The organism is Paenibacillus marchantiophytorum, assembly GCF_014640555.1.
Taxonomy (GTDB): Bacteria; Bacillota; Bacilli; order Paenibacillales; family NBRC-103111; genus Paenibacillus_E; species Paenibacillus_E marchantiophytorum.
Genome location: NZ_BMHE01000029.1, coordinates 72058 through 91570, shown reverse-complemented (window position 1 = coordinate 91570; position 19513 = coordinate 72058). Strand labels below are relative to the sequence as shown.

Sequence of the window (19513 nt, the reverse complement as noted above, 5' to 3'; positions counted from 1 at the left end):
CTCGTCACAATCACTATACCAAACCGAAGCGGTGTTTTTCTATTTTAGCAAGAGGTCAATCATTATCCTGGTTCTGCTATATGTATCAAGGATTTAAGACTAATTTCGCTCTGCGAAGTTTGAGTTTATAAAGCCCATTAAATTCGTCGTGATTGGCAGGTCTGGCGTATTCACCGGAACGATTTAGACAGATGAATTAATAATGGTATATAATAATAATATAGTTACTATTTTTTCTTCGAAGGAGATTGAATCAATTGATTATAGAAATTTTTCAGGATATTGTTTGTCCTTGGTGTCGGATTGGCAAAAAGAATTTAATGGATGCATTGGCTACTTTTACAGCTGAGCCTGTAGAAATTCATTATCGAGCTTACCAGTTAGATCCTTCAACACCTGCCGATGGCTTGCCATTCCGAGAAAGCATGATGAAAAAAATGCGTGCGGATGAAGATCGTTTGAAAGGGATGTTCCAGCAGGTCACGGATGCAGGCAAAGCGGCTGGCTTGCATTTCGATTTTGATAAAGTGCAGAAGTCGCCAAATACGTTAAAAGCACATCAACTCCTCGCTATTTCTCCACTGGAGATTAAAAAGGATCTGGTTGATAGCATGTTTCAAGCTTACTTTGAAGATGGAAAAGATGTTGGCGATTTAGAAGTCTTGCTTGATCTCGCCGAACAGTTAGGTCAGAACAGAGAGCAGTTGTCCCTAGCTCTACAAGCTAAGGATGGGCTGGAATCCGTGGAGGATGACATTGAATTTGCGAGTCAAGCTGGTGTTACAGGCGTCCCCTTCTTCGTCATCAACCACAAGTATGCACTTACCGGGGCACAGCCTGCCGCAACTTTCTCACAAGCTTTACAACAGATTAGCGAGGAAAAATCTTAAAACAAAAACCGGCTTGCTCTTAGAATTTAAGAGAAGCCGGTTTTTATTTTTAGGATTTAAACTCAAAATTCCTGGCTATATACAGCACCGGTGTCGATGCGATTGAAATAACAAATTTAATTCCGTAGGTGGTTAAGAAAATTTGCAGCCAAACATTCCAATCATAAACGCCTGCAAAGGCAATGGTGCAAAAGACGAAGGAGTCAACCAGTTGACTGATACCTGTTGATCCGTTATTGCGAATCCAGAGCTGGTTGCGTGCGGAGAAAATCTTTTTCAAATAGGTGTAAATTCTTACGTCCAGGAATTGGCTAATGAGATACGCTGTCAAGCTGCCCAGCGCTATTCGCGGCAATAGACCAAAGATTGTTTCTAACGAAGATTGCCCAATATCGCTTTCCTGAGGCGTAAACTTCATCGCCATTTGCATAATGATGATCGTCATGATCAAGGTGAAGAATCCAAACCAGACGGCCTTTTTGGCTTCCTTTTCTCCGTATTTCTCGTTCAGCAAATCAGTTGTTAAATAAATAGTGCCATACATGGTGTTGCCAAGTGTCATGACCAACCCAAACATATCGATGGTTTTGACTACTTGGATGTTTGCTAGAACGGTTGCAACCCCGACCCACGCATACAACCCCTGTTTCCCGAACATCCGGTAACAGATAAGAAACAATACGAAATTAACCAGGACGAATCCTACGCCCCATACAAAATTAAACATGCTATTCCCCCTAGTTTTGATAACGCGGGAAGTTCACGAACCGCGGCTTTGCTTTGCAAAGCGATGTTGATTATAGCATGAAGCGGTTAGGTTGTGGCAACTTTTTTTCTAGAAACCTTTTTTGGCATCTTTCATCTTTCCTACAGATATATGATAATGAACGAATGGAACAATGGAACAGCATACCTAGAACAGGAGCCCTCGAATGTCTACTTTTTTGCAAGCACTAAAGCATCTGCCTTCTCGCATTTTGATTGTTGTTTTGCCATTTCTCTTAATGGGACTAGTCGAATATTTGGAAAGAGGATCTTATGTTGAGCTTCATAGATGGGTAATGAGCCACCCGCTATCGATGGTTCTAGCTTATTTGGTCGTGGGAACTTTGTATTTATTTCTCATAGCTGTAACTGGCCGTTACCGCTTATCTTTCTGGCTTCTTTGTATTGTATTGCTTCCATTAGCTGCAATAAGCGGGAGTAAATTAAAAGCGATCGGTGCCCCTTACTATCCTTGGGACCTATTTTTTAATAATCAAATCATGGCGTACAGGGCGTTTTTAAAAGGATTTTTATCGATTAACATTATGGGAACTATACTGGCATTTTTATTGATCGTTGCTCTGTTGTTTTATTTGACGTCGATTCTTAAAAAAAGCATCGCATTTACTTGGATTGAACGGGGTGTGTACGGGGTTATTGCAATTGTTTTGGCAGTTAGTCTTTATATGGACAAGCCTATTCCTTTCATGAATCTATATGGGATATATACTGTTCCTTGGGATCAAACGATTACCTATGACGAGAATGGATACCTCTATTCATCTGTCAAAATGTTAGGTTTTCTGAATTTGTCCAAACCAGCTGGCTACAGTAAAAAAGCTATTAATTCCATTCTAGCTCAGATTCCAGAAAACAAAGTTGCCAGTGATAAAAAGCCAAATATCATTGTCATGTTGGGAGAATCTTTTATGGATCCGACGCAAATGAGTACTATTACATTTAGCCGTGATCCTATTCCAAATCTGCACAAACTGCAAAAAACATTTACTAGCGGATACATGTTGTCACCGCAATTCGGAGGCAGTACTGCCAATGTTGAGTTTGAGGTATTGTCCGGTAATTCCATGCGTTTTTTCGGTCAATCTCCCGATAAAATATTGCCGTATATTCAATACTTGAACCACGGCGTGGACTCGTTAGCCAGCATTGCAACAAGGCAAGGATATACGGCTACGTCAATAAATCCCTTCTTCAGTTATTTTTTTGACAGCAGAAAAGTATATAAGCATTTTGGCTTCTCGCGTTTTATCGCAAGCGAATTTTTCCCCAATGATTTTGAAGGGCCTAATTATGCCGATCGGGCTGTTGTGAAAAAAATTATCGAGGAAACTGAGAAAAGTTCAGGTCCTGATTTCGTTTTTGCGAATACCATGGAAAATCATCATCCGTATAAGCCAGGGAAATTCGCTCAAAACACGATTACTGTTACCGGAAATATTTCTTCGGAATCCAAAGGTATTCTGGAAACGTATGCTCAGGGAATTTCGGGCACTGACAAGGCGCTGCAATCTCTTGTGGACTACTATTCCAAAAAAGATGAGCCAACGATTATTCTCTTTTTCGGAGATCATTTCCCGTTCTTTGAAGACGACTATAAGGTTTACAGAGATGCCAAATATGTGCTTCCTAACGATCCTGATTTATATACAAAAACGCATTACACGCCATTTCTTATTTGGAACAATTTCCTGCCAGCCGATCAAGAGAAACGGGATCTCAAGTTGAGTCCTTCCTTCCTCGGCCCCAAACTACTTCATATGGCTGGCATCCAAGGAAGCTATTATACAGACTATCTCTACGGGTTGTCGCAAAACATACCGGTCATCCCGCCAAGTGAAATGTGGGCTTCGTATGGAATCAAAGAATCCGAACTTGCAAATTATGAGTTGCTGCAATACGACAACTTGTTCGGCAGCCGCTATGGGTATGAAGCCAAAGGATTCAAAGATACCATTGTCCAGCCTACCTATGTCCTAGGTTATGGCGATCCTGTTATAACGAAAGTGCTGCGCAGCGAACATACCCTTAAAGTAACCGGAACACCTTTCTATTCCTCATGCAACGTCTATATTGACGGACAATCCTTCAAATCAAATTTTGACGGTGAGGATACGCTCTACGTTGACTTATCTGATGCGGCTAATCCTCATCTAGCAGCTGACAAAACCCATCAAGTTGAGGTTCGCATCTATGATGATAAAAAAATGAAGATTGGTCAATCCAACTTTTACCCGCTTCCTGCGTCATGACAAAACCCCCTTAGGAATAGGATGAAATCATATCCTGTTTCCAAAGGGGGTTTTTGCCATTCGCTATCGCACGCCGCCTGCGCATGTGCATTTTTTTGAGTCCAAAACCTCAGATGAATTGGATCATCATCACTTAATAAGGGTTTATACATTCAGCGTGAACGGGACCGCTTATGATTGTCATGTTCATCAATATCAAGGCATCACAGGCATTCGCTACGGTCACTATCATAATTTCTATGGGATCACAGGCCCTGCTATCGCCCTTCAAGATGGCACGCACTTCCATTTGCTTGATGGCATTGTTGAATTGAATGCCTTTAATACGTCCCGCTCAGGCGCGCTGGTTCTATCTGCGAAGAATGACGGTTTGATCCGTGAATTGCATCAACATAACTATAGTGGCTACTCTTCTATTGGCATGAGTTATGAGCCGTGGTAAGACTCAATTCGGATCGACCACTCAAACGAGAAGGTTTCACCCGCGGATAACCCTTGGGCGCCAGATACTTGTGGATGAAACGGCTCATTGAAAACATTCATGATACTTGTATAGGGTTCAAGAGAAACAGCTTCCGTCCAAGGTGCTGTAAAAAGGACATGAATGGGAAACTTGTCTCCCATATTGAATACGAGCTTCGTTGCTCTCGCTTCATAATGAAGCTCGCAAGTTTGCGGCCCTGGCTCGACACTTAGCATCTGCGAGCCGCCAGGATAACTCGGCAGCTCTGTAACGAGCGTGCCTTGCTTCAGCGCGGCTGTCAGCGTCGACGGAGTCGGTTCCCCTGCCGCGTAGCCGTCCTCGCTCAGCGGCCATTCTGCCGCTGCGGGGATGAAGACCCGCACGCGGCTGGCTTCGCCTTCCGCGAAAGCGAAGTACGGGTGAAATCCAAGCGAGAGCGGCATTGTGCTGCCGCTGCGGTTGGCGATTTCACCGCTGAGCGACAACGTGCCGTCCTTCAGACGGTACGTGAAGCGAAAGCATGCGGCGTGCGGCCAATACGCCAGCACGTCCAGGTGCTCCGCGAAATCAAACTCCGCGGAGACATAAGCCCCGCCAGCCGCATCCGCGCCGCTGGCAACGACCTTCCACGGCCGCTCGCGCAGCTCGCCATGGGCATGATCGGGCTCCCGATTAGCTGGGAGCCGGTATTCGCGGCCTTCGAAGGGGAAGGCCGCTTGCTTGACGCGCCCCGGCGGGAACAGAATGGGCACGCCGTAGCGAGAAGACTTGACGCGAAGCTCGGCCACGCTGGCCGGCTTCGCGATGTAAGACTGGTTCCGCACATCGAAGCGGAACAGATGCAGTCCGATGGCCGGGATAATCTCGGCCTCGGCCCCAGCGGCATGGTCGACGAGGCGAAGCGTCGACTCACCTTCCCACTCACTTGTTATTATTTCATATGGATTCATCATCATGAAACCTCCTTAGTTCGTATGGATAGAACCTGATCGTCTGCGATAAAATCGGACGATTGCCGCGATGCCCACAAGCAGCACACCCGTCGTAACGATACTGCCTTCCGCCCCAAAAGATCCTCCCGAAATCAGAAAGTCAGTCGGCGAATAAGTCATTTTCAATGTGAACAACGATGGCATTGGCGTGCCCGAAACCTGAAAGCCGAATACGCAACCCTGCAAATAATTCCAGGATAGGTGCATGCCTATCGGCATCCACAAACCTCCGGAATATTCCCGGCTTAAACCGAACAGCAAGCCAGCTAACAGCAAATTGATGAGCGGCATCGGCGAGTTCCACATACCAGGATTGAAGCTATGCATCAAAGCAAAGACGAGTGTCGAAACCGTAACGGCAACCATCGTCCCGAATCGCGCTTTCACGATCCCTTGCAAGTAGCCGCGTGCAAAAAGCTCTTCATTAATCGCAACTCCGATAAATAGTAAGAAACCTCCTGCCAATTCAAATCCTAGCGAAGACGACCACGGATTGCGGTGGAACAGGATGTAGCCTAGCAACCAGATCACACATGTGCTCGCAGAAATTAATAGCGCCCCTGTCAATAGGCCCTCACCAAACCTACGGCTGATCTTGCTGCTGTGTAAACCAAGCGGCCATCCTTTGCGACGCTCAAAGATTGCATAAGAGAGGAGAACGCCACTAATAAAGCCTATTATTTGAGCCCATAACGCCGCCTTCACGAAGAAGCCATCACTGGCCACATCAGCCATGCCAAGCTCTTGACCAGGGTGTCGAAGAATGACAATAACAGCTACTGCAATTGATAATATCACGGTTATGACAACAATGAAAATAAGGGTTAGAAGTATTTTCCCGATCATTTTAAAGATAGATACAGCTGTAGACTTCTTCCCAGCGATGAGAACCAACTCCCTTCTCACCACTTATTCGCGAGAAATCGCCTATATCCTTCCATCTTCACTGGAAAAGGATGCTCTTGTGCAAATGGTAGAGCCATGCCACAATAGAAGAAATAATCTCGCAACCGTCGGAGGACTCATGCTTTTCGTATTATTCGCATTATGGCTTATCGCACTCGGACTGGTCATTGTTGATCCTAGATCCAGTACGATGCGTTGGATGAGCGCCGTTGTTTTTACGGGAGGATTCGGTGCTTTAGCTGCCGTGTTATCAGAGTCCTTCATCCCCTACATCCAACAAACGGTGCCTAATCCGTCTATCAGTTCATTACTGTACCATTTCATGGGGGTCTGTTCGTTAATTTCTTACTACGGCTTGCCGTATTCATTCGCCATGCTTTCCTTGAAATATAACGCCCCTTGGCAAAGCGCAGCTATGCGGACCTGGCTTCCCTTCGCGCTGCTTGTACCTGTCCTGGCTTGCTTGCTTTTCACACCTGCCTATACGGAAGAAATGCCCGTTGCTTTCCCTATCGTTGCTGCTTGGGCCTTTCCTTATATCCTAGTTGGAACCATCCTGATCATCTTAAAAAAAGAAAGATTGCCTGCCTCTAAACGCACGCACTTTTACACCTGTTTGGCCCTGCTCCCACCGATTATGTGCGTAGGCGTGCTCAACTACGTGATGCCCAGCTTAGGCTTTTATCGGATGTGGGTCTATCACGTTTGGATTTTGGCCTTCATGGTCCCTTTCTTCGTCTACATCTTCTTCAAATATGGCTTTCTCGGCATGAGGCTTCTCATCGAGCGCCGCAAGCTGGATTCCACACTCCGCGCCATCACCTCGGGCACCGCCATTTTAAATCACGCCATCAAGAATGACGTCGGTAAAATGCGGTTATTCCTCGAGAAGATGAAACAGCATGCGGAAGAAACGAACCAACCGGAGCTCATCCAGGACATAGATGTAGTGATGAATGCCTCCGTCCATATCCGCGATATGATAACGCGGGTGCATGAGCAAACACAGGAGCTTCCGCTGAGAGAAACTCCTGTGCATGTGGCTGTTCTGATCCATGATGTTGTGCTGCCCCTTGGTCCTTATCTCTCCAAGGTCAACGTACAGCAAAATGTTTCCGACAACCTAATCCTTCTCTTGGATCAGGTTCAAATTGCCGAAACATTGACCAATGTCCTGATGAATGCGGTTGAGGCCATGCCGCAAGGCGGGGCTCTAACAATCCGCGCTTTTCAAGCCAAGAAAAATTTAGTTATTGAGATCAAAGATTCCGGTATAGGTATGGAAAAAGCGGTGCTCAAGCAAGTGTTGGAGCCCTTCTATACAACCAAGAGCGGCAGTCGCAATAATTTCGGACTCGGTCTCGCCTATTGCTACAGCGTAATGAAGAAGCATGGAGGATCACTGGAACTAAGCAGTGAACTAGGGATAGGAACCAGCGTCTTTCTAACCTTCCCTAGCAATCGATTACAGACATAAGGGGGTCTCCGCTTTGGAACCAATTCGCGTTTTTATCGTTGAGGATGATTGGGATTGGCTGCGCGGTCTTAAAGCTTATCTCGATCGCCATGCCGATCTGACTGTTGTAGGCACTGTCTCTACCGCTGAGGAAGCCAGAGAATTATTTACAAGCGCTGATCCTGGCGTTGACGTCTTGTTGATGGATATTATGCTGCAGGATGAACCCGCAGGCATCGGACTCGCGGAGCAAGCAGTGCTGTCTTGGGGAGTTAAAGTCATTATGCTTACTTCCATGGAAGAAAAGGATTTCATCTTCCGCTCTTTCCAGGCAGGCGCAATCGATTATCAAATCAAATCCCGCTATGAGGAGCTCCCAGGCATTATTCGCGCCGTGCATGCTCGCCAATCCGCCATAAATGCAGCAGTTGCCGAGCAAATGCGCGAAGAATTCCGGCGACTCAAAAAGTTGGAACAACAATTCAAGGTCAAAGAAGTGAGCGACATGATTACACCAACGGAGCTTCAAGTGTTGGAGATGATCGATCAAGGACATACACAAACGGAGATTGCGAGCCGTTTCTTTATCTCCTTGCGAACGGTCAAAATTCATGTCGGTCATATTTTGAAGAAACTCGGAAGTCCAAGCAGCAAGGATGCAGCCCAGAAAATCAGGGAACTCGGGTTATTCGATAAGAAGGATTAAGGATTAGTGAATATCCTTCTTCTTGAAGCGTCCGCCTTTGACATCGTGGATATTGCCGACGGCAAGGAATGCCTTCGGATCGAGCTCATCCACGATGGACTTTAATTTAGCCTCTTCCAGCCGCGTAATAACACAAAAGATCACTTTCTTGTCCTCTCCTGTGAACCCGCCTTCCCCTTCGAGATAGGTCACTCCGCGTCCCAGCCTGTCTAGGATAGCTTCCCCTATTTGTCTGAAACGATCACTGATAATCCAGACGGATTTGGACTCATCGAACCCTTCTATCGTCACATCAATCATTTTATAAGCAATGAAATAAGCAATTAATGAATACATCGCACGGTCCCAACTGTAAACAAAGCCCGCACTGCCAAGAATGAATAAGTTGAAAAACATCACAATTTCGCCTACTGAAAAGGGCAGCTTCTTGGAAACCAGAATAGCAATGATTTCGGTCCCGTCCAGCGAGCCCCCGAACCTGATGACCATTCCTACGCCGATCCCTAGTATAATCCCTCCGAATACAGCCGCGAGCAATGGATCATTCGTCAGCTCTTTGACAGGATGCAGCAGCGCCGTTCCAATCGACATGACCAATATCGCGAAAAATGTCGAAAGGGCAAACGTTTTGCCAATCATTTTGTAGCCGATAAACAAGAAAGGGATGTTCAAGGTTGTCAAAAATATCCCGACTTGCCAATGGGTTAGATACGACAAAATGATCGATATCCCGGTAATGCCTCCGTCAATAATTTTGTTGGGAACCAGGAAAATCTCCAGTCCCACGGACATTAAAGCAGCACCAATAAACAAGAAAACACTTCGGCGCAATAGGGTGCTTTTGGTCATTCTTCGATGCTGCGTCGGCATCGCGGCTTTCTTCTGATATTGCACTTGTTCAGTGGCCAAGGCGAATCCCCTCCGTTTCATTTCTCTATCTCCCTATTTCTCGACAAACCTCGCAATTTCCTCCCTATTACGATGCTTTTCAATCTCCGAATCTTATAAAAATTGTTAGATATTCTGCCATCGAATATTGCAGCCACGCATGGTATAATGTCAGTTGTCATTTACAATTTCTTAATCCTCAATAACAGGAGAATCTATGAAAACTCAACTTGATCGCTTTTTGCTTTTGATTAGGCAACGGTGGCCGCTAGTCTTGCTTGCTTTTATCCCAGTAATCATTATGGAAATACTGAGCCGCGGGCAATATATAGAAACGCTCACTTGGAGTTATAAGCATGTGCTTGAGCTCCTTTTTAATGAATGGATCGTTCTCAGTTTGGTGCTCCTATTCATCGCGATAATTGGTCGCACACGCATTGCCTATTGGATTATAGCTGCTTTTCTGCTTATCTTAGCTTTGATAAGTGGGATTAAACTAAAGATTCTCGGCGTCCCTTTGACACCATGGGACATTGTTCTAGCCGGTGAAGCTTCCGATATGGTGAAATATATTTCCAATATTTTAAGTTTCAATATTTTATTTATTTTGCTACTTTTCGTGGCCAGCAGCTATTTCCTGTTATACCGCACAACCTTATTTATGAAGAAAGTAGCGCTAAAAGAACGAGGAATTTTGGCTGTCATTGGGCTAGCAATGCTCGCCGCGGTCTATACGGATGCGCCGCTTCCCATTCAGAAATGGTTCGGCATCCAAGCGTCCGTCTGGAACCAAGTTGAGAATACAACAACGAATGGCTATGCATTGGCTACTGTCCTCAATACGAAGTCGATGTTGAATGATAAACGTGAGGGGTATGACGACAAAGCCGTAGAAGCTATCGTTAGTCAAACGCCCAAGCCGATTAAAGCCGGAGATTCCAATACACCAATCAAACCAAACGTGATTGTCGTGCTAAGCGAGGCTTTCTGGGATCCTACAGTAATTAAAGGGGCTACCTTTAGTAAAGATCCGATTCCCTTCTTCCATAAGCTGCAACAGCAAGGGACGAGCGGCACCATGCTCTCCCCCCAATATGGCGGAGGTACAGCGAATGTGGAGTTTGAGGTGTTAACCGGAAATTCCATGCGGTTCTTGCCGCAAGGTTCTATTGCTTACAATCAGTTCATTACGAATGAAGTCGATTCCTTAGCTAGTATTTACGCAAGACAAGGGTACACATCAACAGCGATCAGTCCTTTCTATAATTGGTACTTTAACAGCAATCGCATTTACAAGGATTTTGGCTTTTCGAAATATATTCCGATAGAATATTTTAAACCCAACTATTCAGGTCCGTATATCGCGGATCACGAAGTCGCAGCCAACATTATTCATGCTACGGAACTTAGCGAAGGTCCGGATTTCATCTTTGCCAACACGATGGAAAATCATTTTCATTTCTACCCGGGCAAGTTTCCCAAGAACAATTTTGACGTTTCCGGTGATATGTCAGCTTCTTCGCGAGGTATGCTTGAGACGCTGGCGCAAGGCATCAATGCTTCGGACAACATGTTGAAAGAACTAGTCGAGTACTACGAGAAGAAGAATGAGCCTACGATTATCGCTTTCTGGGGAGATCATCTTCCAGCCTTGGGCGATGATTATGCCACTTACATGGATACGAAATATATTAGCGGCAAAGACGATCCTGATTTTCTCAAAAAAATGTACAGTGTTCCGCTTGTCATTTGGAATAATTTTGACGAACGCAAGGATACATTGAATATCAGTCCTTCCTTCTTAGGTCCTTATCTGATTGAATTGTCCAAACAGCAAGGCAGCTATTATACCGATTTCTTAAGCCAGCTTTCCAAGAAAATCCCTGTCATCCCGCCCAAAGATTATTATGAGGCGATGCATATCAATGAGCAGGATCTCAAAGATTACGATACTTTGCAATATGACATTATGTTCGGGGAACGACATGCATACAAAGACTATAAAGTACCCATTATTAATTCCAAGTATATGCTCGGATTTGGCCCGATTACACTCGATAAAGTAGAAGCGGATAGCCTAGATTTATCCGGTAAATCCAGTGTTACTTTAACCGTGAGCGGAAATAATTTGCCGCCGCTTGGCTCCGTGACCCTGAATGGCAAAAACGTGCCAACCACCTGGGAAAATGAACATCGCGTTACGGCAAAAGTCGAAGGCAACTTATTAAAATCCGGCATCTGGGACATTCAAGTCCATGTCAAGGACTCCAAGGAAACCACCGTCGGTAAATCCAATACTTTGCCTATCGAAATTGGCGGTCGCTAAGGGCTAGGCACGTACACCAAAACCCCTTTTCTCTTCACGAGAAAAGGGGTTTTCTTCTGTTATTTCGCGGCTAATGATGAGAGCGAAGACAACTGTTTGGCTCGATACAGCAGGTAGCTGAGCCCGGCGAGGAAAACCAACGTAGCAACCCCCCAATAAATATGAGTGAAAGCTGAACTTAGTGGAATCGCCTTTTGCCAAGCTATACTTTTACCGCTGAGGGCAACACCAAATGCACCTCCAACGAACTGAATGAGCTGAGAGAGCCCCATACCAGCACCTATCTGCTCTTTGGGGAGAATCCGCGACATCTCGTTAGATACACTTGTTGTCAGCATCGTAACGCCTAAGCTGAGCGGAATATACACGATTAAGATAGCAATCGGTGAAATCGAGCTGAAGAAGCCAAACAATACAGCACCCAGCAACATTATAATACTTCCGATACGTAAAATAAGATGGTTGCCATATCGGTCGATCATGCGGCCAACAACATTGGATAATAAGGCGGACAGCATAGCTCCCGGGAAAATAATCAGCCCCGTATAAACGGAGCGCAAGCCAAATAATCGACTAAGCATTAAAGGCATAAGGAACAGCGTTGCGAAGTGCGCCGCAAATGCCGCGAAAACAATAAAACTGAGCAGCATGTATGGCATATTTTTAAGTAGAGTTGGCTGAACGAAGGGTCCGCTTGCACGTTTAATTCGCATCCAGAACGCGTAGAGGAAGATGACACCGGCGGCAAGAGCGTACAAGGAATTCGTCGTCATAAACAACAGCAAGCCCGTTACTCCTACGCCAATGGAAAACGCTCCGGCGAAATCAAAACGTACGTTCTGAGCCTGTTCCCTAGGCAGTAAGCGGAATAAGAAAGGCAAAACGAATACGATAAGCCCTGTTATCAGGAATAATCCATTCCATCCCCAATATTCGGTTATGACACCGCCCAGAACTGGGCCTAAGCCCATCCCAAACGTTGCAGTCGAGATAATCATAGACATGGAACGGCCTCGTCTACTCATAGGTATATAGCGTGTAACGAGCATGACACCCAGAGATATACCGGAACCCGCGCCGACGGCTTGCAGCACTCTCGAAGCAAATAACATAATGAAATGATGACTGAACATGCCTAACAAGGAACCAGCGCCTAGAAAAATAATCCCTATCGTCAACAATCGGCGAATCGGTAGGTAATCAGACAGCCGGCTAAAAGTAATCGAAGATATCGCGAAAACGATGGAATATCCTGTTACGATCCACGAAGCCGTTGTTGAAGTTAAGGCAAACTGCTTCATAATTTGCGGCAAGGCAACATTGAACATCGTTGTATTCATCGTAATAGGCATCACGGCCAAGCTCCAAAGTCCAAGAATAAGTCGCTCCCGTATGACTTCCTGCTCTTGTGTTGCAGCTATGGGCGAAGCATGATCAGCTGTCATAAAAAACACCTCCGTTTTATTGTTCGATAACTATCGAACAATAAAACTTTAACACATTCCTTCTCATCCGACAAGAGGAACACTTCGCGCAAGACAGAAAAAAGAGGCTCGTCGCAAGGTTAACAACCTTTTGACACAGCCTCTTACTTAGTTTTCCTATGAACTTACAAAGAAATCACTTTGCCTGTTGCTTCTGATTCAAAGGCAGCCAGAATGACTTTTAACGCTCGAAGTCCTTCTTCTCCGGAAATACGCGGCGCTTTACCTTGAACAATCGAAGTTACGAATTCATCAATCACGCCGCTGTGCGTTTGTTTCTCATTCGTTGCGATTTGCCCCAATTTGTAGCGTTCAACTGTTCCGTCACGAAGTTCAACGATCACTTGATCATTCGGATCCGTATCGATTTTGATCACGCCATTTTCACACCAAAGGACAGTAGAGTTGTCTTGCCCTTTGTAGTAGGTCCAGCTTGCTACCAAAGAGCCTGTAGCGCCGCTCTTCATGCGAAGCAAGCAAGTCGCGTTATCATCAACGTCGGTACCCTCTTTGTGAAGCGTACCAACGAAAGCCGCTACTTGCGCAACTTCATCGGCCAATAACCAACGGATCAAATCTGACTTATGAACGCCAAGATCGCCCATCGCGCCCATGATCGCTTCTTCTTTGCGGAAGAACCAGCTCTCGCGTCCGTCAACGCTCCAACCTTCCGGTCCCGGATGGCCGAAAGACGTGCGGAATGTCAACACTTTGCCAAGTTTGCCGGATTCCAAGATTTCTTTTGCTTTCACATGTGGAGGCATCAAACGTTGGTTGTGGCCAACCATGAGGAAAACGCCATTGCTCTTGGCAGCAGCAATCATCGCTTCCGCTTCTTCTGCTGTGGATGCCATTGGCTTCTCAACAAGAACATGCGCGCCAGCATTCGCCGCGGCAATAGCTACTTCTGCATGAAGAAAGTTGGGTGTACATACACTAACTGCGTCAACTTTCTCTTGTTTCAGCATTTCTACGTAGCTGCTGTAAGCTTTCCCACCGTGCTGCGCGGCATAGTGCTCTGCTCTTTCGATAATCGGATCTACGAAAGCAACGAGCTCAACATTGGAATTCCAAGCGTATTCCGGGATATGTCTATGTTTGGAAATGGCGCCGCATCCTACTACGGCTACTTTAATTTTGCTCATCGTTTATTCGTGCTCCTCAGAAATTATTATGACTAGTTATGAACGTTCGTGTAATGTTCTTTAACCCAGTTCAAGCTATTCTCAACGCTGACAAGCGGTGCCTTCTGACAGTTGTCTTGTTCCACAACAAGCCATTCCACGCCTGCTTTCTCAGCAGCTTTAATAACGTCTTGCAAAGGAACGTCGCCTAAGCCAAGTTCCAATGTAACTAACTTGCCTTCTGCATCTTTGGTGAAATCCTTAAAGTGGACAAGCGGCAACCGACCTGCATATTTGGCAATGTAGGCAAGTGGATCTTGACCTGCGTATTGAACCCAACAAACGTCCATCTCAACGTTGATTGCGTCTTCACCTGTTTTGGCATACATCGCATCAAAGACGAACTCATCGTTCACTTTATAATGGAATTCGAAGTCATGATTATGATACAAGAATTGCAAACCTTGTTTTTTCGTCTCAACAGCAAGCGCTTCGCATTCCGCGATAAGTGCTTTCCATTGCTCCGCAGAATCGCGTTCTTCAGCGCCTACATAAGGACAGATCGCATACTTTGCTCCAATTGTATGCAAATAGTCGATTTCCCCTTGCAAATTGTTACGGAATCTCTCCAAGCTAATGTGGCTTCCAAATGCTTTCAAACCAAGCTCATCCAGCAAATCTTTTACTTCATTAGCAGGTCTGTCATAGTAGCCAGCGAATTCAACACCTTCATATCCTAATTTGGCCACATGACGCAGCGTACCCTCAAAATCATTCGCCATATCATCACGAAGTGTATATAACTGCAAACCAATTCCTAAACGTCCCATGATATCTCCTCTTTTCACTTCATCTGATTTTAATGTTTAACACCTATGTGCATAGTATAATAGATCCTAGCCTAGGATGACCATTCACGATATAATCGAAACATCTCCTATTTGGCTATGAAAGGTGAATGACATGGAAACAGAACTTTTAACCTGCGGCTACTCCTTTCATATGGAGCCATTTAATGTGAGCACCAAATCAGGGCTCAAATACTATCTTTTTCGATTACAGTCGGAAGGCACTTCCGAAGCATTGATCAATGGACACTACCAACGCATTGAAGCAGGTCATATGCTCCTGTTTCAGCCTGGTGACCCCTATGAACTGCGAATTGAATATGACAGCAATCAGCCAGAAAGCAAAATTGCCAGTGGCGATTACTATATTTTTTGTAATGGCTCTTGGATTGATGCTTGGTGGAAGCGCACACCCAAACAAACTTGTACGCGGATTGACCTAGACGCCCGTTTAATTTCGCTTTGGCGGCAGTTAATTCTCGAGAAACGCCGAATGGAAGAAGAAAATACAGAATTGAGCGGTTATTTGCTGCAAGCTTTGTGTCTGTATCTGGAACGAGCCATGACGGAGACCGTCACTTTGCAAGGACGCCCTTTCACAGGCACACGTATGAAGCGGTTTATCGAGGCGCATGCTACAGTGACATTTAAAGTAGATGATGTTGCCAGCCACGTTGGGCTCAGCGTATCACGCGCCGTTCACTTGTTCAAAGAATACTTCGACAAAACGATGATTCAATATGCGCTTGAAGTGCGGTTGTCCAGTGCCGTGGAACGCATGCATGACAGTTCCATGTCATTGGAGCAAATAGCGTTGAGCTGCGGCTTTGGCAGCTACGCTTACTTCCATCGGGCGTTCAAGCAGCGATTCGGTCAATCACCCAAACTTTTCCGCCAAAATGGACAATTAAAAACCGGCAACTAATAATTCACAAAATCTTCATGTAGTTAGCCATGAAGTATGAAACATTTTTGCTCTCTCAATCGTATATAACTTATAGCAGGAAAAACTTACAAATACATAGACTCAAAATGAACGGTTTTGACGAATAGTTATGGCGAATACTCAGAAAAACAACATTTTGTTTCAAAATTGTAAAACTATTTTAAGGTTAAATTAATAATCCTCCTATATGCTTATGACTATATCCAATTCCTAGGATGGTGAAAACTATGAAAATGTTCATTACGATTCACAACAAACCTGTGCCTGTCTACTCCGATGAGAAAAATAAAAAGAAATTCAACTTATTGAAATCTGCGTTAGAAGCCAAAGTGATTAAAGGTAGAGCCACCATTAAGAAATGTTTGGACTCTATCATCAGCATCGAAATCGTAGGTTGCGAGGCGATCCTGCATTCATTTAACGAACGAGACTCATTGGCACTTTCACTTTACTAACAGCGTCACTTAAAAACCTCCAACACCACTTGAACTTGTGGGTTTGGAGGTTTTTAGGTTGTTCGTTACCGACGTTCATTTAGATATAACGCGCTTGGATGACGTTAAGATGATGCTGCGCATGTCCGGCAACAATATAAGCCAGCGCACGCGCTGACATCGCTGTGCTGTTCGAAACGCCAAGACGCGGCCAAGCGGCTTCTTGAATCGTTGTTAACAATGTGAACGTCGCTTGCCGCACAGCTTGGAAATCACGCAAAAGATCTGCGACAGCAATGTCATCGAAGGCAGCATTCGCGATAAATACGTCTTGATCAAACCCAGGGAGATTCGTCGTATCGCCACGAGCAATACGCAGCATCCGGTAGCTCATAACGCGCTCTGTATCCGTAATGTGACCTAAGAGTTCCTTCAAGCTCCACTTGCCCGGCGCATACCGCAGCAGCGCTTGTTCGTCTGTCATTTGGGCATATATCCCTATGATCTCATCAAGTTGACTTTGTAAGAAGGCTTGATAATCACCTTCCGGAACTTGACTAATGTAGCCTTCGAAATAAGGCGAGTATTCTTCGTGGTTAGGTCGCTGCAGCATAAGTTAAACATCCTCTCCTGAATAAAAATCTATGTAGATGACATTCACATAACAATATCATATACCATGTATAGGCAAATGAAAACGGACAAAACCCAGCCTCCGCTTAGGGAGATTGGGTTTTGTCCGTTTATATTTGATTACTGCTTACGCTCAAGCAGCCAAATTTTACTTTGGAAGTCTCCGTGAAGTCCAGCCACCGGAAGACCCGCATATAGCAAATGATCACCAGGATATTCGCCTGGAATGCCTGCGATCTGGTAATCGAACTCTGGGTTCAGCCCTTTGAGGCGCAGCGTTTTGGTCGCTGCGTTCGCTTCCGCCAGAACACGGAAATAAGCCACCATCGCTTGGGATTTATCTTCGGACACAATCATCCAAGCCGTCTCATTGCCTTCGAAGGGGCTGAGCAGACGGTACATATCGCCAAATTGAACCAAAGGACGAAGCTGCTTATAATCGGCAATTTGTTTTTTGACGATTTCTTTTTCCTCGTCGGTGAATACCGTGAGATCAAGTTCATAGCCGAAGTTTCCGGACATAGCCACATCGCCGCGCATTTCCAGGGATGTATTCCGGTGTACTTGATGGTTCGGCACAGCGGAAACGTGAGCACCCATGGAACTAATAGGGTAAACAATGCTTGTTCCATACTGAATTTTCAAGCGAGAAATCGCATCGGAATTATCGCTTGTCCACGTTTGCGGCATGTAATGCAGCATCCCTGGATCGAATCGTCCGCCACCGCCCGAACAACTTTCGAATAAAATATGTGGAAATTCGGTTGTTAATTTTTCCAATACGCCATACAACCCCAACATGTACCGATGAGCTGTTTCGCGTTGTCTTTCCGGAGGAAGCGCAGCGGAACCAATCTCAGTCATGTTCCGGTTCATATCCCATTTGATATAAGTGATCGGAGCACTTTGGAGGATTCTGCGAATCATCGCGGTAATTTCTTCACACACATCTGCGCGGGAGAAATCCAAAATCAACTGCTGACGCCCCTCTGTGCGGCGACGGTCTGGCACATGCAGACACCAATCCGGGTGTTTCCGGTACAAGTCGCTGTCTGGCGAAACCATTTCTGGTTCAAACCAAAGTCCAAACTCGAGTCCAAGATCGTTAACTCTTGCCACGAGATCTTCCAATCCGTTCGGCAGCTTGGCTTTATCGACAACCCAATCCCCCAAAGAACTGTTGTCGCTGTCGCGCTTGCCAAACCAACCATCATCGAGCACGAATAGCTCAATGCCCAGCTCTTTGCCTGCTTTGGCGATACTTTCAATTTTGTCCGCATTAAATTGGAAATAAGTAGCTTCCCAGTTGTTCACAAGTACAGGTCTTACGCGGTCGCGGAATTCTCCCCGGCTGAGCCGAGTCCGATAAAGCTTGTGATAGGATCTCGACATGTTCCCGAGTCCTTCGCTGGAGTAGACCATGACAGCCTCAGGTGTTTGAAATTGTTGACCCGACTCCAGCAGCCAACTGAAATCGAAGGAATTGATCCCCATGGAGACGCGGGCCGTTCCATAAGGTCCAACTTCCGCATGCGCTGCGAAATTACCGCTGTAAACAAGGCTGAAGCCGTAAACATCACCATGATCTTCACCGGCATCTTTGGAGAGCAGCGCCACAAAAGGATTATGCTGATGGCTGCTGGATCCGCGGCGGCTCTCCACCGTCAATGTACCCGGAGCCAGCGGTCGTCTAACAATATCGCGCTCTCTGACCCATGCGCCCGAAAGCTGCAGCAGATCGAAGTCGCCATGCTCAAAGTCAACGCTTGCACTGTAAGCGCGAAGAAGTTTGAGCGAAGCTGAACCTTCGTTTACGAAACGAACGGATCGCGTAATAGCTGCATGATCTTTAAAAATCGTATAAGACAGAAACACTCTAAGTCCAATCAGCTTGTCCACTAATTCAAGTTCAAGTGTTTGAGCTTCGTCGTCACTCTCAACATAAGTTGCCGGAAGACCTTCGAGAGCAGGTTTGCCCGGAATAATTCGATGATTCTCATAAACGAGTTCAGTGATCGTAGATCCGTTCGGCAGTGCAACCTGGTAAGCTGGTTCACGATAGTCGCTTGTTCCATAAGCAGGATATTCCTGTGGAAGCGTGTCAAATGTAAGGCTGCGATCTTCGACAATCGGATTCGGGTGAAAGGAACATCTTTCTTGATATTGAATGATTGTGCCTAGTTGGCCAGGTCTTATAGGGCGTCCCCAGTAAACATGCGCTGGATAAGCCTGATGAATGAGTTGAATCACATAACTCATCTGTTTGTTCTGTAAATGGAAGATCCCTTGTGTAGGTTCAAATGAAATTTGCATAGTTAAATCCCTCCTATCCTCTATTATCTTATCCTTAAAGGAACAAAACTATGGAGAATATGCACCTAC

17 protein-coding genes are annotated in these 19513 nt (G+C 45.6%); 8 read left to right on the top strand and 9 right to left on the bottom strand.

Going from position 1 to position 19513, the window contains the following annotated elements:
- Positions 1–257 precede the first annotated feature (257 nt).
- Positions 258–890 carry a DsbA family oxidoreductase gene (locus IEY34_RS23385; protein ID WP_189015642.1) on the top strand — a complete coding sequence of 211 codons (633 nt, stop codon included), beginning with the start codon at positions 258–260 and terminating at the stop codon, positions 888–890.
- 49 nt (positions 891–939) lie between these two features.
- Here the strand turns inward: IEY34_RS23385 and IEY34_RS23380 are convergent, their stop codons facing one another.
- Complete coding sequence (locus IEY34_RS23380; protein WP_189015640.1) at positions 940–1617, bottom strand: queuosine precursor transporter; 678 nt, start codon at positions 1615–1617, stop codon at positions 940–942.
- A 205-nt stretch (positions 1618–1822) separates the two neighbouring features.
- On the opposite strand from IEY34_RS23380, the gene IEY34_RS23375 reads away from it, so the two are divergent.
- Positions 1823–3925 carry an LTA synthase family protein gene (locus IEY34_RS23375; RefSeq protein ID WP_189015639.1) on the top strand — a complete coding sequence of 701 codons (2103 nt, stop codon included), beginning with the start codon at positions 1823–1825 and terminating at the stop codon, positions 3923–3925.
- An 85-nt stretch (positions 3926–4010) separates the two neighbouring features.
- Positions 4011–4367: a YmaF family protein gene (locus IEY34_RS23370; protein ID WP_229757808.1), complete on the top strand. Its 357-nt coding sequence runs from the start codon at positions 4011–4013 to the stop codon at positions 4365–4367.
- Here IEY34_RS23370 and IEY34_RS23365 read toward each other — a convergent pair.
- Together IEY34_RS23365 and IEY34_RS23360 are read right to left on the bottom strand one after the other, a co-directional pair.
- Positions 4352–5344 (bottom strand): aldose 1-epimerase, encoded by a 993-nt coding sequence (locus tag IEY34_RS23365; protein WP_189015635.1) that lies wholly within the window; start codon positions 5342–5344, stop codon positions 4352–4354. The two genes, IEY34_RS23370 and IEY34_RS23365, sit on opposite strands and share 16 nt — an antisense overlap.
- Before the next feature lie 9 nt (positions 5345–5353).
- Positions 5354–6274 (bottom strand): CPBP family intramembrane glutamic endopeptidase, encoded by a 921-nt coding sequence (locus tag IEY34_RS23360; RefSeq protein WP_189015633.1) that lies wholly within the window; start codon positions 6272–6274, stop codon positions 5354–5356.
- A gap of 130 nt (positions 6275–6404) precedes the next feature.
- Here IEY34_RS23360 and IEY34_RS23355 point away from each other — a divergent pair, with 130 nt between their 5' ends.
- Both IEY34_RS23355 and IEY34_RS23350 read left to right on the top strand, forming a co-directional pair.
- Complete coding sequence (locus tag IEY34_RS23355) at positions 6405–7763, top strand: sensor histidine kinase (RefSeq protein ID WP_189015631.1); 1359 nt, start codon at positions 6405–6407, stop codon at positions 7761–7763.
- Between the two features lie 13 nt (positions 7764–7776).
- Complete coding sequence (locus IEY34_RS23350; RefSeq protein ID WP_189015629.1) at positions 7777–8448, top strand: response regulator transcription factor; 672 nt, start codon at positions 7777–7779, stop codon at positions 8446–8448.
- A 3-nt stretch (positions 8449–8451) separates the two neighbouring features.
- Here IEY34_RS23350 and IEY34_RS23345 read toward each other — a convergent pair whose 3' ends face one another.
- On the bottom strand, positions 8452–9318 hold the full coding sequence (locus IEY34_RS23345) for a YitT family protein (RefSeq protein WP_189015658.1): 867 nt from the start codon (positions 9316–9318) through the stop codon (positions 8452–8454).
- Between the two features lie 235 nt (positions 9319–9553).
- Between IEY34_RS23345 and IEY34_RS23340 the strand changes: the two genes are divergently transcribed.
- On the top strand, positions 9554–11662 hold the full coding sequence (locus IEY34_RS23340; RefSeq protein ID WP_189015627.1) for an LTA synthase family protein: 2109 nt from the start codon (positions 9554–9556) through the stop codon (positions 11660–11662).
- A 59-nt stretch (positions 11663–11721) separates the two neighbouring features.
- Here the strand turns inward: IEY34_RS23340 and IEY34_RS23335 are convergent, their stop codons facing one another.
- The 3 genes from IEY34_RS23335 to IEY34_RS23325 form a co-directional block, all read right to left on the bottom strand.
- Positions 11722–13107 carry an MFS transporter gene (locus tag IEY34_RS23335; protein WP_189015625.1) on the bottom strand — a complete coding sequence of 462 codons (1386 nt, stop codon included), beginning with the start codon at positions 13105–13107 and terminating at the stop codon, positions 11722–11724.
- 164 nt (positions 13108–13271) lie between these two features.
- Positions 13272–14291, bottom strand: a complete 1020-nt coding sequence (locus tag IEY34_RS23330; RefSeq protein ID WP_189015623.1) for a Gfo/Idh/MocA family protein — start codon at positions 14289–14291, stop codon at positions 13272–13274.
- A 32-nt stretch (positions 14292–14323) separates the two neighbouring features.
- On the bottom strand, positions 14324–15100 hold the full coding sequence (locus IEY34_RS23325) for a sugar phosphate isomerase/epimerase family protein (protein WP_189015621.1): 777 nt from the start codon (positions 15098–15100) through the stop codon (positions 14324–14326).
- A gap of 133 nt (positions 15101–15233) precedes the next feature.
- Here IEY34_RS23325 and IEY34_RS23320 point away from each other — a divergent pair, with 133 nt between their 5' ends.
- Together IEY34_RS23320 and IEY34_RS23315 are read left to right on the top strand one after the other, a co-directional pair.
- Positions 15234–16043, top strand: a complete 810-nt coding sequence (locus IEY34_RS23320) for an AraC family transcriptional regulator (protein WP_189015619.1) — start codon at positions 15234–15236, stop codon at positions 16041–16043.
- 248 nt (positions 16044–16291) lie between these two features.
- Entirely contained in the window at positions 16292–16519 is a 228-nt protein-coding gene (locus IEY34_RS23315; RefSeq protein ID WP_090822679.1) for a 3-dehydroquinate dehydratase, read from the top strand.
- 79 nt (positions 16520–16598) lie between these two features.
- On the opposite strand, the gene IEY34_RS23310 is transcribed toward IEY34_RS23315, so the two are convergent.
- Both IEY34_RS23310 and IEY34_RS23305 read right to left on the bottom strand, forming a co-directional pair.
- Positions 16599–17111 (bottom strand): DinB family protein, encoded by a 513-nt coding sequence (locus IEY34_RS23310; RefSeq protein WP_189015617.1) that lies wholly within the window; start codon positions 17109–17111, stop codon positions 16599–16601.
- Between the two features lie 140 nt (positions 17112–17251).
- On the bottom strand, positions 17252–19444 hold the full coding sequence (locus IEY34_RS23305; protein ID WP_189015615.1) for an alpha-galactosidase: 2193 nt from the start codon (positions 19442–19444) through the stop codon (positions 17252–17254).
- Positions 19445–19513 lie beyond the last annotated feature (69 nt).

Coding starts and splice junctions, on each gene's coding strand:
- IEY34_RS23380 (WP_189015640.1), bottom strand. CDS start 1,617: ATGTTTAATTTTGTATGGGGCGTAGGATTCGTCCTGGTTAATTTCGTA.
- IEY34_RS23375 (WP_189015639.1), top strand. CDS start 1,823: ATGTCTACTTTTTTGCAAGCACTAAAGCATCTGCCTTCTCGCATTTTG.
- IEY34_RS23365 (WP_189015635.1), bottom strand. CDS start 5,344: ATGATGATGAATCCATATGAAATAATAACAAGTGAGTGGGAAGGTGAG.
- IEY34_RS23355 (WP_189015631.1), top strand. CDS start 6,405: ATGCTTTTCGTATTATTCGCATTATGGCTTATCGCACTCGGACTGGTC.
- IEY34_RS23345 (WP_189015658.1), bottom strand. CDS start 9,318: ATGCCGACGCAGCATCGAAGAATGACCAAAAGCACCCTATTGCGCCGA.
- IEY34_RS23340 (WP_189015627.1), top strand. CDS start 9,554: ATGAAAACTCAACTTGATCGCTTTTTGCTTTTGATTAGGCAACGGTGG.
- IEY34_RS23335 (WP_189015625.1), bottom strand. CDS start 13,107: ATGACAGCTGATCATGCTTCGCCCATAGCTGCAACACAAGAGCAGGAA.
- IEY34_RS23330 (WP_189015623.1), bottom strand. CDS start 14,291: ATGAGCAAAATTAAAGTAGCCGTAGTAGGATGCGGCGCCATTTCCAAA.
- IEY34_RS23325 (WP_189015621.1), bottom strand. CDS start 15,100: ATGGGACGTTTAGGAATTGGTTTGCAGTTATATACACTTCGTGATGAT.
- IEY34_RS23320 (WP_189015619.1), top strand. CDS start 15,234: ATGGAAACAGAACTTTTAACCTGCGGCTACTCCTTTCATATGGAGCCA.
- IEY34_RS23315 (WP_090822679.1), top strand. CDS start 16,292: ATGAAAATGTTCATTACGATTCACAACAAACCTGTGCCTGTCTACTCC.
- IEY34_RS23310 (WP_189015617.1), bottom strand. CDS start 17,111: ATGCTGCAGCGACCTAACCACGAAGAATACTCGCCTTATTTCGAAGGC.
- IEY34_RS23305 (WP_189015615.1), bottom strand. CDS start 19,444: ATGCAAATTTCATTTGAACCTACACAAGGGATCTTCCATTTACAGAAC.